The sequence below is a fragment of the Actinomyces faecalis genome, assembly GCF_013184985.2.
In the GTDB taxonomy this organism is placed as follows: domain Bacteria; phylum Actinomycetota; class Actinomycetes; order Actinomycetales; family Actinomycetaceae; genus Actinomyces; species Actinomyces faecalis.
Map to the genome: position 1 here is coordinate 2,275,496 of NZ_CP063418.1, position 13,007 is coordinate 2,288,502.

The following is a 13,007-nucleotide window of genomic DNA, read 5'->3' on the forward strand; positions in this document are numbered from 1 at the left end:
GAGGCGACAGCACGCGTGCCTCACACCCTCGCCCGGAGGAGCAGACGACGGCGCAGCCGCCCGCCACTCACCGTCACCGCACCGGTCGCACGGACCGGGCAGGCCGGTTCACCCCAGCGTGACCAGCGTGTTGTCGATCAGCCTGGTCGAGCCGACCTCGGCAGCCAGAGCCAGCAGGACGGTTCCCTCAGTGGCAGCTGCTGCGTCGTCGTCCTCAGGAGGCAGGCCCAGGCCCGCAGCCGCCCGCTCCGTGAAGGTGTCCGGGTCGACGACCGCGACGTAGTCGACCTCGACGCCCTCGGCACTGGCGAGCAGGTCCACGGCAGCCTGACGGACCCCGGCAGCGTCGGCACCGCCCGCCGCCGCCTGGCGCCCGGCCTCCAGCGCACGAGACAGCGCGAGGGCCTGGCTGCGCTCGGTGGCAGAGAGGTAGGCGTTGCGTGAGCTCATGGCGAGCCCGTCCTCCTCGCGGCGGATGTCCACCGGCACGATCTCCAGCGGGACCGCCAGGTCACGGACCATGGCGGAGACGATGGCCAGCTGCTGGGCGTCCTTACGGCCGAACAGCGCCCAGCGCGGGCGAGTCAGGTGCATGAGGGTGAGCACCACCTGGAGCACGCCGGCGAAGTGCGTGGGCCTCGTCGCGCCCTCGAGGACGGTGGCCACAGGGCCCGGGTCCAGACGCACCGACGGCTCGCCGTCGGGGTACATGACCTCGGGCGTCGGGGCGAAGACAACCAGGCGGCCCACCCGCAGCGTGCCGGTGTCGTCCGTCAGCGCGGCGGTGACGCCGGAGACGTCGGCGTCCAGGGTGCGCGGGTAGGCGTCGAGGTCCTCCCCCGGCGCGAACTGAAGCGGGTTGAGGAAGATCGTGACGACGACGGTACCGTCCGGCCCGACACGGCGGGCTGCCTCCGCGACGAGGTCGAAGTGGCCCTGGTGCAGGGCGCCCATGGTCATGACGACGGCGCGTGGGGCGCCGTCGCCGTCCAGGGCGGCCGAGAGCTCGGCACGCGTGCGGGTCAAGGTCGCAGGAAAGGAGGCAGAGGGAGGCGCAGTCGATGTCACGGCTCCAGGGTAGTCCGGCCCGAGACCGGGTCCCGCGGCAGCAACGCACCGGCCACCGCGCCTACCCTGCGTCCGCTTCCGCCCGCGGCCTGTCGCCACCGGTCTCAGCCCAGGACGTCCCGCAGGCCCTCCACCTGTCCGGCCTGGAGCTGGCCGGTGGACCGGCAACGCTCCACGGTGGCCGTCGCGAGCGCGCGGTAGGTAGCCACGACGTCCTCAAGCGGTCGGTCCTCACCGTCCCGCAACGCTGACAACGCCTCCAGGTGGGCTCTCACGGTCCCGACGTCGCCGCGCGCCACCGGTCCGGTCAGCGCCTGGTCGGCCCCCTCGCGCAGCGCACGGTCCAGGGCCGCGGACAGCAGCGGACGCAGGGTCGCCGTGCCGTCCTCCACACCAGCCGCCGCCAGCGCACGTACTGCCTGCCCCACCAGTGTCACCAGGTGGTTCGCCCCGTGGGCCAGCGCCGCGTGGTAGGCAGCACGCGCCTCCTCGGCCAGGACGAAGGGCTCACCACCCAGCTCCACGGCCAGCGCCTGCCCGATCGGCAGGAAGGCCGGCGGAGCGGTCACGGCCATCGGGCAGCCCGTCAGCCTGGCCAGGTCCGTGGACATCCCGGAGAAGGTCATCGCCGGGTGCAGGGCGACGGGGATCGCGCCAGCAGCCTGAGCCGGCGTCAGGACCTCGATGCCGTAGCGCCCGGAGGTGTGGACCACGATCTGGCCCATCTGCCAGGCGCCGACCTCGGCCAGCCCGGAGACCAGGTCCGCCAGGGCGTCGTCAGGAACCGCGAGCAGCACCAGCTCAGCGCGACGGACGATCTCCTCGACCTCCAGCACCGGCACGCCTGGCAGCATGACCTCGGCACGCTCGCGCGAGGCCTCCGAGACGGCGTGGACGCCCACCACCTGGTGCTCCACCGCCCGCAGGGCCGAGCCCAGGACCGCCCCGACCCTGCCCGCCGAGATGACGCCGACCCCGAGCCGTCCGGGCCTGGCGGCCTGGGACCCGGGGACCGGAACGGAGGAGTGGTTCGGCTCAGTCATGACGTGATCGTCTCATGACGAGGCGCGACGCCGGTGCGGCCTCCCCGTCCTCCCGTGCGTGGTACCGCCGCGCAGGGCCAGGGAGCCGAGGCCTCTCAGGACGGCGTCTCAGCCACGGCACGTGCCAGCCAGCGGTCAAGCCTCTCCTCCCGACGGCGCCGCAGCGCACGCTCGGAGATCACCCGTTCCAGGGCAGCCACGTCCTTGAGCTCAAGGTTGGACATACTGGTGGACACCTGGCCGGGGCTCACCATGCACAGCTCGATCTTGGCCAGGCCGCGACGTCGGGCGAGAGGCCCCTGCTGCACGATCACGGACTGGATCCGCTCATAGGGCACCACGCTGGCGCTCCTCCACAACCGGCCCGTGCGCAGGATGACGCAGGTGTCGGTCAGGACGATGCCCTCACGTCGCCACGCCAGGGGTGAGAAGACCCGTCCCCGCGGGCTGACTCGGACCAGACCGCGCTCGGCTGAGCCGATCGGCGCGCTGAGGTCGGCCACGCCGTCGTCGTCCGTGCCGGACAGGACGGCGTCCAGCAGCGCGTCCGGGTCGCTGGTACCCAGGTCAGGGGTGACCAGCCACAGGGCCCGCAGCGCCGTGTCCCGCTCGCCCACGGGCAGAAGGAGGCTGGAGCCGCTCTCCTGCACCTGCCCGGAGGAGGAGACGTCAGCGGTCTCTCTGCCTGCCACACAGGCCTCGACCTTCCACCAGTCCTTGCTGCGCCACAGCGGCCCCTGCTCCAGGCCCACCGCGTGGACGCGTCCGGGAGGCAGCGTCGAGGACGTGTCTGAGGTCAGTCCGTAGCGCACACGGATGCCGGCAGGGGTCGCCGCGGCCCGGAAGCCCCACCCTCGGTTGACTCGCGACCACGCCACGCCGATGACCGTCACGGGGAGAATCGCAGCCGGGATGAGGGCGCCGATGAGCTCACCGACGTCACTTCCCTCCGTTTTGCTCCCGACGACGAAGGCCACCAGAATGATGAAGGCGGACAGGACGACGACGGCGCCGATCGCGATGGCCGAGCGCAGGATCGACCCGAGGAGGACCTTGGTGTCGACCTCGTACAGCGGGTGCTCCTCGCGCCGACCAGCCAGCGCGCGCGGAGCCGCAGCCGCGTCCTCGAAGCCGCTGGGTGGGCGCCTGCCACCGGATTCTGCCTCCGCCTGGGGCGACGTCTCCGGGAGGAGACCACCAGCAGGAGCGCCCTCAGGTTCCTGGGAACCGAGCGGTGACGTGGCCGGAGCCTGCGAGTGCGCACGAGGAGCCTCGGGCTGCACGCCCGCTGCCAGGTCGAGGATGGTGTCACGCAGATCCTCCAGCTGCGCGGTGGGCAGGTACCCGAGCACCACTCGCGAGTCTCCGCTGCCAGCGACCTCGACGGTGAGCTGCCCGAGCCCGAAGACCCGGCCCAGCAACGGGTGGACGACGTCGACGGCCTGGATGCGGGGCAGGCGAGCGATCCGCAGCTGCTTGGTCAGCACGCCCGAGCGCAGGTAGACGCCGTCACGGTCGACGGCATAGGTCTTGTACCGCCAGCCCAGGAACAGCGCGATCCCCAGGAGCACGAGGACCGCCCCGACAGCAGGCAGGATCCACACGAGCTGGGACTCGCTGAAGGGCAGGCCCTCCTTGGAGATTGCCTGATAGGCCTGGTAGGCCTCGCCCGCGTTCTGGAAGGTCAGAAAGGCGATCACCGCGGCGATCAGCTTCCACCCTTCCAGCAGCGGTGTCACGGGATGCATCCGGAGCCACTGCACACCCTCGGGCAGGCTGATGGAGCGCTCAGCCGCGTCTGCACGGCCCCGGCGCGCAGAGGTCTCAGCACCGTCGGCGCCGGGGCCTGCGTCACCAGACCCCGCTCCGGGCGAAGGGAAGATCTTCCTGGTGCTCACAGACCGCTCATCCTCTCCTCGCCACGCTCAGACAGGAGCTGGCGCAGGTGCTCGGCCTCAGCCACCGGCAGCCCGTTGATGGTGGCGTCGGTGGAGGCGGAGGCTGTGTGGAGCTTGACCTCAGCGATACCGAGGTGCCGGGCCAGCGGCCCCTGGGAGGTGTCCACGAACTGCATGCGCCCGTACGGGACCACCGAGATCCGGCGGAACATGATGCCCTTGCGCCATAGCAGGTGGTCCTCGCCCAGGGCGTATCCCATGGCACGCACCTGGCGGGGGATGAGCCACGACTCCCACGACGTCGTGGCTGTCACCAGCCCAGCCCCCAGGAACCACCAGTGGTCGTGCACCACGCCGAGCACGAGGAAGACGACGATGAGCACGGCGTCGAAGCCGAGGTTGAGCGCAAGACGAGCAGTGATCAGCGTGGGCGAGACCGGGTGGAACTCGACACCCTCAGGCTCGAAGGGCGAGACAGCGGCGGTGTCACTGGGCCGACCAGAGTCAGGGACGGTCGGCTCAGTCGGACGGGAGGCAGTCACGGTGGCTCCTTGCGTGTCGGGGCCCTCACCGTCTCACGCCTAGGCCGTGCCGGCATCCTCCGTCAGGAGGACCTTCGTTCTTCTGAGGACTCAGGCCGTCGCCCCGCCGCTGGGCACCGCGCCCTGGGAGCCGTCCTCGTCGTCGTCATCGCTCATGTCGATGGCGCACCAGTGCTCGACCACGAGCCCGCACGCGCACCACACCAGGGAGGCCACGAGGCAGCCAGCAGCCGTGAGCCCCAACGAGTCCATGGCAGGGGAGGCCGGGGCGACGAGCGCCACGGCCAGCTCGCCGCCGTAGACGCCCCCGACGACGGCGCCGACGAGCGCCGAGGCCTGGGCGGCGGCCGCGGTGACTGCGGCGCCGGTCGGCGTCATCCACGTGGGGCGGTGAGCACGCAGCCTCCGCACCGCCTGGCCTGCGACGAGCACGACCAGGGCGACGGTCAGGGCCACGGCGGCGCCCCACGGGGTCAGTGCGGGGACCCAGCCGCGATGACGCAGCACCAGGTCGACAACGACCCAGCTCACCACGACCGACGTGACGAAGCACGCGAGGACGCCGGTCCAGCGCGTGCGGTGCATCAGGACTGCCCGTCCCGTCCGCCGATCACCTCGTCCCAGCCCAGCGGCTGGGACCACTCCTTGTCAGCCTCTGCCGCGGCGTCCTCCGGCTCAGCGGCTGGCTCCGGGGTGAGGACCTGCGGGGAGCCGGGCACCGGAGGCGTCTCCGGCTCCGGGGCACAGGCCGACGGCGGAGCCGGGGGCGCAGGCGCCGGGTCAGGGACGGAGTGCGTCGTCGACCCCTCAGTATGCGCGAGCGAGTCAGCAGGTCGCGGCGCCGCTTCATCGGCGGAGGCGACCGGCTTCTCGGGTGCTGGTGGCGGCGGCGCGTCAGCCGGCTCGGGCGCAGGAGCAGCCTCGTCCTCACCCTGCGGGGCGGGAGGCAGCGGAGCCTGCGGCACCTCGGGCTCCTGCGGCGGCAACGGCGGGGCGACGTACTGCCCCGTCGGCAGGGCCGGAAGGTGGTCGGAGTCCAGCCAGTCCAGGGCGAGCCACCGCACGCCCTCACGGTCCGGCGCCTCCTCCGCCAGAGCCGCGACGGACTGGTCACCGATCTCAGCGAAGGGGTCCGCCTGCGCCCAGGGCACGAGGACGAAGGCCCGCTGAGCGGCCGCCGGGTGCGGCAGCGTCAGCACGGGATCGGTGGAGGTGACGCCCTCATAGGTGATGAGGTCGGCATCCAGTGTTCGCGGCCCCTTGGGCTCGGTGCGTACGCGTCCGGCGTCAGCCTCCAGGCCCTGGCACACGGCCAGCAGGTCACGCGGGGACAGGGTCGTGGTCGCGACCACCACCGTGTTGAGGTAGTCAGGCTGCTCGGTGCCGCCCTCCGGGACCACCGCCGCCGTACGGGCCAACGGGGCGACGTCGGTGACGCTCACACCCGGCGTGGATCGCAGCGTGCTCACGGCCTGCCGCAGGGCCGGGACGACACCTCCGACGTTACCGCCCAGCGCGATGACGACCTCAGCCGGGTGCTCCGGGGTCTGAGCAAGCCGGTCAGGTGAGGCTGCGAGCGCAGGAGCCGGCTCCGGGGCGGGCTCAGGCTCCGTCTGGTCCCCGGGCTCCGCCTCAGCCACAGGTGCCGCCTCCTCCGCTCCAGGCTCACGGTCCTTCTGGGGCTCCGCGCCCTCGGGCTCGACAGGCGCGTCAGCCTCGGCGACCTCGGGGACCTCGACGGCGTCCGGTGCGGCACCGTCGTCGTCAAGCAGGCCCGCTGCCTCAGCCATGCCGGCAGCACCGGCGAGCCCGACCGCAGAGGCTACGGCCCCGGCGCCCAGAGCGTCGGCCGGCGCCGGGGGCTCGGGAGCAAGACCGGCGGCGAGAGCGTCCTGAGCCTGGACCTCCTGCGGCGCCTCGGGCAGCTCCTCAGCCGGTGAGGGCGCTGCCGCGGGCTCGGGCGAGGACGCAGCAGGCTCCGCAGTCTCCCAGACCGGGGCCGAGGCAGGCTCCGCCAGCGCTGCGAGGGCGGGCAGGGCGTCAACACGGCCACCGGCCGGCTCATGCGGCACGGTGGCGTCCTCGTCGCGGCGGACGATGGTGACCGAGACGTCCTCGAAGGCGACCTCCAGCGGGGCCTGCGGCTTGTGGACAGTGACCTCGACCTCACGCACCGCCTCGAAGGCGAGGACCGCCTGCGCCACGCGCGCGGCCAGCGTCTCGATGAGGCGGACAGGCTCCCCCTCGATGACGTCGATGATCGCCGTCGCCACGGCGGAGTAGTCCACGGCGTCGTCCAGGCAGTCGGTCACGGCAGCCGCGGCCGTGCCCCGTGCGCCCAGGCGCAGCCCGGCGTCGACGACGAAGAGCTGGCCCTCCTCGCGCTCGCTGGGCAGCACGCCGTGGTAGCCCCGGGCGGACAGCCCGGTCAGTCGGATCTGGTCCTGTGTCAGGACGGTGCTCATCGTGATTCCTTCCAGAGGGAGGCAGCCATGACGGCGTCCCGGCTGGCCGGGACCTCGTGGACTCGGACGGCCCAGGCGCCGGCGGCACCGGCGAGGGCTGAGGTAGCAGCGGTAGCGGCGTCGCGCGCCGTCGGCTCTCCGGCACGGTCCGCGGCGACGGCGGAGGCCAGGAAGCGCTTGCGTGAGGCGCCGACAAGGACCGGGTGGCCCAGGTCCTCTCGCAGCCGGGCGGTAGCAGCCAGCAGCTGCCAGGACTGCTCGTGCGTCTTGGCGAAGCCCAGGCCCGGGTCGATGACCACCTGGGTGGGGTCGACGCCAGCGGCCTCGAGCTCGTCCAGACGCTGACGCAGCTCGGCCTCGACCCCGGCGACGACGTCGCCACCGTAGTCGGTCAGCCGGTCCATGGTCTCAGGGCTGCCCCGCCAGTGCTGGCAGACGTAGACCACTCCGGTGTCTGCGACGACGGCGTGCATGCGGGGGTCCGCGAGGCCGCCGGAGACGTCGTTGACGACGAGCGCACCGGCCTGGACCACGGCCTCGGCGGTGGCGGCGTGGATCGTGTCCACCGAGACCACCGCGCCGGCAGCCACGAGCTCACGTACCACCGGCAGCACCCGCTCGGTCTCCTCGGCTGCGCTCACCCGGCTGGCGCCAGGGCGGGTCGACTCCCCGCCGACGTCCAGCAGGTCCGCCCCCTGCCGCACGAGCCCCAGACCGTGCTCCACCGCCTTGTCCACCTCGAGCCAGCGACCGCCGTCGGAGAAGGAGTCCGGCGTGACGTTGATGATCGCCATGACCAGGGTGCGTCCCTGGCGCGTGGCGGCAGCCAGGTGGTTCGGCAACGGTGACGGAGCAAGGGGATCGGCCTGGTTCATCGCCCCAGCCTAACGTGAGCGTCCTGCCGGCGCCCGGATCTTGCTGCAGGCGCACGCGTTGGAACAACATTGAAGCAAAGCCGAACTTTATTAGATCTAGATAAAGCGCCTTAAGGTTTGTAACCTCGTCACATGGACAACGTTAACAACCCCTACACGCCGAACGCTGGGGCGACGCCAGAGGCACTCATCGGTCGCGACGGACAGACCGAGGCCTTCGATACGCTGCTTCAGCGTCTCAGCCGCGGACGAACCGAGCAGTCCATGATCATCACCGGACTACGCGGAGTGGGGAAAACCGTCTTGCTGACTCGATTCAGCGAGATCGCAGAGGACGCCGGCTGGGAAGTCATCGAGATCGAGGCTTCCAAACATGATGAGCACACATTTCGTCAGTCCATATTCTCCAGGTTCCGTACCGCGCTTCTCCACCTGTCTCCGCGCGCCCGCTGGACAGACCGTGCACGACATGCCGCCGAGGTTCTCAGTGCATTCGTCCTGTCTGTCGACCAGGCTGGGACGTTCTCAGTCACCTGGGACATTCCGCCTGCAGAAGGCTATGCAGATCACGGCGACCTCGGCCTCGACCTTACCGATGTCTTTCTTGCCGTCGGCGCGGTCGCCAAAGAGCGCAAGAAGGGCATCGTCACGCTGATCGACGAGGTACAGTTTCTCACGCCTCAACAGTTGGAGTCCCTGATCCAGGCTGTGCACAAGTCCGTCCAGAAGAAGCTCCCCATTACTTTTGTGGGCGCCGGACTACCTCAGATCGCTGAGTTGGCGGGGGACGCCAAGTCGTATGCCGAACGCCTGTTCAGGTTCCCTCACATTGATTCCCTCAACGCCGAGGACGCACGCCAGGCCCTCATCGAGCCTGCCCAGGGTGAAGGCGTGACCTTCACCGACGACGCTGTCGACCTCGCAGTCGACATCACACATGGATACCCGTACTTTCTTCAAGAATTGGGCTATCAAGCGTGGATCATCGCTCAGGACCACACGATCACTCGCGACAACGTCGTGGCAGCACAGGAAGCCTACGAAGCCAAGCTCGATAGCTCGTTCTTTAAAGTCCGCCTTGACCGCGCCACCCCGTTGCAAACAGCGTATATGCGTGCCATGGCACAACTCGGCCCGGAACCGCAAAAGGCCGCGGACGTCGCTGCGCTCATGGACCGCGAGTCCTCTCAGGTCGCTCCGATCAGGTCCCAGCTCATTGACATGGGACTGCTGTACACCCCTCAACACGGGTATGCGGCGTTCACCGTCCCAGACTTCGACAAGTTCATGCTCCGTGCCGTACCGGTGCTCGAAGTGCCGGAGCTACACCACCGTCGTCGTCCCCAACGACATGCCGGTCATGCACCCAGGCACGGAGACTAACTCCCTGCTATCTCAGTGACGCCCCAGGATGAGGCTCATGGCCTCCGCGCGCGTGGCCGCGGCCCGCAGCTGTCCACGTACCGCCGAGGTCACGGTCGAGGACCCGGGCTTACGGACTCCGCGCATCGACATGCACAGGTGCTCGGCCTCGACGACGACGAGCACGCCGCGCACGTCCAGGCGCTCGACCATCGCGTCAGCCACCTGCGCGGTCAGCCTCTCCTGGACCTGGGGACGACGCGCGTAGCCCTCGACCAGGCGCGCCAGCTTGGACAGGCCGGTCACGTGCCCGTCCTCGCTAGGGATGTAGGCGATGTGGGCGACGCCGTGGAAGGGCAGGAGGTGGTGCTCGCAGACCGAGTACATCGGGATGTCACGGACCAGGACCATCTCGTCGTGCCCGACGTCGAAGACCTTCTCCACGTGAGCGCCCGGGTCCTCCCGCAGGCCCGCGAACATCTCCTCGTACGCCCGGGCCATCCGGTCGGGCGTCTCCCGCAGCCCGTCACGGTCCGGGTCCTCCCCGATCGCCACGAGCAGGTCACGCACCGCCCGGCGCACGCCCTCGGCGTCATAGGGACGCCGAGCGGCAGGGCCGACGTCGTCGGGCCCAGCAGCCTCCCGGCGGTGGCTCATGCCTGGGGCCCGTCCGCCGGGCCGGACGGAGCGGCCTGCGTGCTGTCAGCAGGTGCCGGGGCCACGCTGACGCCTGCACCGTCGTCATCCTTGCCCGCCCGCCGACGAGGCAGCGCGGAGCCGGTGAAGTAGGTACCTGCGGCCAGCTCCCCGTCCAGGACCAGGGACTCGTCCGAGCTCCACAGGGGCCGCTCGGGCTGCTTGACGACGGGGGCGAAGATGCGCTCCAGGTCCTTCTCCAGCAGCGTCTCCTTCTCCAGCAGCTGGGTGGCCAGCTCCTCCAGGACGGCACGGTTGCGGGTCAGGATCTCCCACGCCTCACGGTGGGCGGTGTCCATGAGCGCACGCACCTCGACGTCGACGTCGGCCGCCACCTGCTCAGAGAAGTCACGCTGCGTGGCGCTCAGCCCCAGCACGGTCTCGTTCTCGGTGGTTCCGAGCCTGACCGCGCCCACCGAGCGGGTCATGCCGTAGTCGGTGACCATCTTGCGGGCCGTGGCCGTGGCCTTCTCGATGTCGTTGGAGGCCCCGGTGGTCGGGTCACGGAAGACCAGCTCCTCGGCCGCGCGCCCGCCCATGGCGTAGACCAGCTGGTCGAGCAGCTCGTTGCGGGTGGTGGAGTACTTGTCGTCGGAGGGCATCACCATCGTGTAGCCCAGCGCCTTGCCGCGCGGCAGGATCGTCACCTTGGTGACCGGGTCGGAGTAGGCGCCCGCGGCCGCGCACAGCGCGTGCCCGGCCTCGTGGTAGGCCGTGACGGCCTTCTCGTGGTCGTTCATGACGCGGGTGCGCTTCTGAGGGCCCGCGATGACGCGGTCGATCGCCTCGTCCAGCGCCCGGTTGTCGATGAGATGGGCGTTGGAGCGGGCCGTGAGCAGAGCGGCCTCGTTGAGGACGTTGGCCAGGTCCGCGCCGGTGAAGCCAGGAGTGCGCTTGGCGACCTGGTCGAGGTCGACGTCACGGGTCATCGGCTTGCCCTTGGCGTGGACGCGCAGGATCGCGGCGCGCCCAGCCATGTCCGGGGCCTCGACAGCGACCTGCCGGTCGAAGCGTCCCGGGCGCAGCAGCGCGGGGTCGAGCACGTCAGGACGGTTGGTGGCAGCGATGAGGATGATGTTGGTCGAGGCGTCGAAGCCGTCCATCTCCACGAGCAGCTGGTTGAGGGTCTGCTCGCGCTCGTCGTGACCACCGCCGGTGCCTGAGCCGCGGTGCCGGCCGACGGCGTCGATCTCGTCGACGAAGATGATGGCCGGCGCGTTCTCCTTGGCCTGCTCGAACAGGTCTCGCACGCGCGAGGCACCCACGCCGACGAACATCTCGACGAACTCCGAGCCGGACATGGAGAAGAAGGGCACGCCCGCCTCCCCGGCCACGGCCTTGGCCAGCAGCGTCTTACCGGTTCCGGGCGGGCCGTAGAGCAGCACGCCCTTGGGGATCTTGGCTCCCACGGCCTGGAACTTCTCCGGCTCAGCCAGGAACTCGCGGATCTCCTCCAGCTCCTCGACGGCCTCGTCCTCACCGGCGACGTCGTCAAAGGTGACCTCGGGCATCTCCTTGGAGCCGACCTTGGCCTTGGACTTGCCGAAGCCCATCGCCCCGCCTCGCCCGCCGGTCATCCGTCCCATGATCCACCACATGAGACCCAGCAGCAGGAGCATGGGCAGCATGAGCTGGAGCATCGAGGCCCACCAGCTGGTGGTGGGCACGACGGAGTTGAAGCCGCCTGAGGGCTCGGCGTCCTGGACGAGCCTGTCCACCTGCTCAGCCTGGGCGTGGGTGAAGGTGAACTGGACCTTCTTGCCCAGCTTCTGGTCGGTCTGGCCGGACTCCTTGGCCTTGCGGGTGTAGCTCTCGGTGAGCGTCAGCTCCACGCGCTGGGTCCCGTCGATGACGGTCACGGACTTCACGGTGTCAGGTGAGTCCTTGAGGATCGCCAGGCCGTCAGAGGTGTCGATGGCGCGGTAGCCGCCCATGGCGGACAGGAGCATCCAGGCCAGCAGCGCCAGGAGCACCACGGGCGCGGCCCACATGAAGGGGCTGGACAGACGGCCACGCCTGCGTGACCTGCCGCCCCTGCCCCGCTTGGGGCCGTGCCCTAAGGGCGAGGAGCCCTTCTTGTCCTTGGTGTCCACCGAGCGGCTGCCGCCGGGCTGACCAGTGTCGCTCATCGAGGTGTGTTCCCTTCGCGCGTGTGATCACCCGACGGTATCCGACAACCTCGTGCACGCACCACGAGGCAGGGCGTCCGTTCGCCTCAGGCGTGCAGACCGGTCCGGCGGGCGACCAGTGCCGACGCCCTCCGAGCTCGCTCCTCGCTGGCGGTCACGACGGGCTGGCCCTGCGAGGGCTGGACGGCGACGAAGCCGGGGCCTATGAGCACCCGCGGCATCTTGCTCGGCTACAGCGTCCAGCGCTGGGTCGGCTGCTGCTCGGCGTAGGGCTGGTTGACGATCTCGCTACGCACGCTCTCAGCCCCCGTAGACCTCAGGACGCAGGGTGCCGATGAACGGCAGGTTGCGGTAGCGCTCGGCGTAGTCCAGGCCGTATCCGACGACGAACTCGGTGGGGATGTCGAAGCCGACGTACTTCACGTCCACCTCGACCTTGGCCGCCTCGGGCTTGCGCAGGAGGGTGGCGATCTCCACGCTGGCCGCCCCGCGGCTGGAGAGGTTGCCCACGAGCCAGGACAGGGTGAGCCCGGAGTCGATGATGTCCTCGACGATGAGGACGTGGCGCCCGGTCAGGTCCGCGTCCAGGTCCTTCAGGATACGCACCACGCCCGAGGACTTGGTCCCTGAGCCGTAGGAGGACACTGCCATCCAGTCCATCGGGGCGCTGCGGTGCAGGCGCCGGGACAGGTCCGCCATGACGTAGACCGCCCCCTTGAGCACCCCCACGAGGAGCAGGTCCTTGCCCTCGTAGTCAGCGTCGATCTGAGCGGCCATCTCGTCGAGGCGCTGGGCGATCTCCTCCTGCGAGACGAGAACCTGCGCCAGGTCGTGACCCATGTCAGTGGCGTCCACCTTCACCCTCCGTGCGGATCGAGACGATAGGAAAAGAAAACCGCAGGACGAGTCTGTCACGACGACGGCGCAGG

The 13,007-nt window shown here is 70.2% G+C and carries 11 protein-coding genes; 1 reads left to right on the plus strand and 10 read right to left on the minus strand.

Translation table 11 applies throughout. The features are described 5' to 3' along the window. Positions 1 to 108: 108 nt before the first annotated feature. From panC to folP, 7 genes are all read right to left on the minus strand, one after another. Entirely contained in the window at positions 109 to 1,068 is a 960-nt protein-coding gene (panC, locus tag HRL51_RS09785) for a pantoate--beta-alanine ligase (RefSeq protein WP_172191550.1), read from the minus strand. Between the two features lie 104 nt (positions 1,069 to 1,172). After that, on the minus strand, positions 1,173 to 2,111 hold the full coding sequence (locus HRL51_RS09790; protein ID WP_172191552.1) for a Rossmann-like and DUF2520 domain-containing protein: 939 nt from the start codon (positions 2,109 to 2,111) through the stop codon (positions 1,173 to 1,175). Positions 2,112 to 2,206: 95 nt separating this feature from the next. Next, complete coding sequence (locus HRL51_RS09795) at positions 2,207 to 4,009, minus strand: PH domain-containing protein (protein WP_172191554.1); 1,803 nt, start codon at positions 4,007 to 4,009, stop codon at positions 2,207 to 2,209. Beyond that, complete coding sequence (locus HRL51_RS09800) at positions 4,006 to 4,551, minus strand: PH domain-containing protein (protein ID WP_172191556.1); 546 nt, start codon at positions 4,549 to 4,551, stop codon at positions 4,006 to 4,008. Before HRL51_RS09800 ends, HRL51_RS09795 begins: the two co-directional genes overlap by 4 nt. Positions 4,552 to 4,641: 90 nt before the next feature. Continuing rightward, complete coding sequence (locus HRL51_RS09805; RefSeq protein ID WP_172191558.1) at positions 4,642 to 5,136, minus strand: DUF3180 family protein; 495 nt, start codon at positions 5,134 to 5,136, stop codon at positions 4,642 to 4,644. Then, complete coding sequence (gene folK, locus HRL51_RS09810; RefSeq protein ID WP_172191560.1) at positions 5,136 to 7,016, minus strand: 2-amino-4-hydroxy-6-hydroxymethyldihydropteridine diphosphokinase; 1,881 nt, start codon at positions 7,014 to 7,016, stop codon at positions 5,136 to 5,138. Before folK ends, HRL51_RS09805 begins: the two co-directional genes overlap by 1 nt. After that, entirely contained in the window at positions 7,013 to 7,891 is an 879-nt protein-coding gene (gene folP / locus HRL51_RS09815; RefSeq protein ID WP_172119435.1) for a dihydropteroate synthase, read from the minus strand. Before folP ends, folK begins: the two co-directional genes overlap by 4 nt. A 132-nt stretch (positions 7,892 to 8,023) precedes the next feature. Here folP and HRL51_RS09820 point away from each other — a divergent pair, with 132 nt between their 5' ends. Beyond that, on the plus strand, positions 8,024 to 9,274 hold the full coding sequence (locus HRL51_RS09820) for an ATP-binding protein (protein WP_172191562.1): 1,251 nt from the start codon (positions 8,024 to 8,026) through the stop codon (positions 9,272 to 9,274). A gap of 12 nt (positions 9,275 to 9,286) precedes the next feature. On the opposite strand, the gene folE is transcribed toward HRL51_RS09820, so the two are convergent. The 3 genes from folE to hpt all read right to left on the minus strand — a co-directional run bounded on the left by folE (position 9,287) and on the right by hpt (position 12,933). Beyond that, complete coding sequence (gene folE, locus HRL51_RS09825) at positions 9,287 to 9,910, minus strand: GTP cyclohydrolase I FolE (RefSeq protein ID WP_172119434.1); 624 nt, start codon at positions 9,908 to 9,910, stop codon at positions 9,287 to 9,289. After that, positions 9,907 to 12,078, minus strand: a complete 2,172-nt coding sequence (ftsH, locus tag HRL51_RS09830; protein WP_172191564.1) for an ATP-dependent zinc metalloprotease FtsH — start codon at positions 12,076 to 12,078, stop codon at positions 9,907 to 9,909. The genes folE and ftsH overlap by 4 nt, the downstream gene beginning before the upstream one ends. Positions 12,079 to 12,378: 300 nt before the next feature. Then, a complete protein-coding gene (gene hpt, locus HRL51_RS09835; RefSeq protein ID WP_172119432.1) occupies positions 12,379 to 12,933 on the minus strand; it encodes a hypoxanthine phosphoribosyltransferase in 555 nt (184 codons plus the stop codon). Positions 12,934 to 13,007: the final 74 nt, after the last annotated feature.

Coding starts and splice junctions, on each gene's coding strand:
- HRL51_RS09805 (WP_172191558.1), bottom strand. CDS start 5,136: ATGCACCGCACGCGCTGGACCGGCGTCCTCGCGTGCTTCGTCACGTCG.
- folP (WP_172119435.1), bottom strand. CDS start 7,891: ATGAACCAGGCCGATCCCCTTGCTCCGTCACCGTTGCCGAACCACCTG.
- folK (WP_172191560.1), bottom strand. CDS start 7,016: ATGAGCACCGTCCTGACACAGGACCAGATCCGACTGACCGGGCTGTCC.
- folE (WP_172119434.1), bottom strand. CDS start 9,910: ATGAGCCACCGCCGGGAGGCTGCTGGGCCCGACGACGTCGGCCCTGCC.
- HRL51_RS09820 (WP_172191562.1), top strand. CDS start 8,024: ATGGACAACGTTAACAACCCCTACACGCCGAACGCTGGGGCGACGCCA.
- HRL51_RS09790 (WP_172191552.1), bottom strand. CDS start 2,111: ATGACTGAGCCGAACCACTCCTCCGTTCCGGTCCCCGGGTCCCAGGCC.
- ftsH (WP_172191564.1), bottom strand. CDS start 12,078: ATGAGCGACACTGGTCAGCCCGGCGGCAGCCGCTCGGTGGACACCAAG.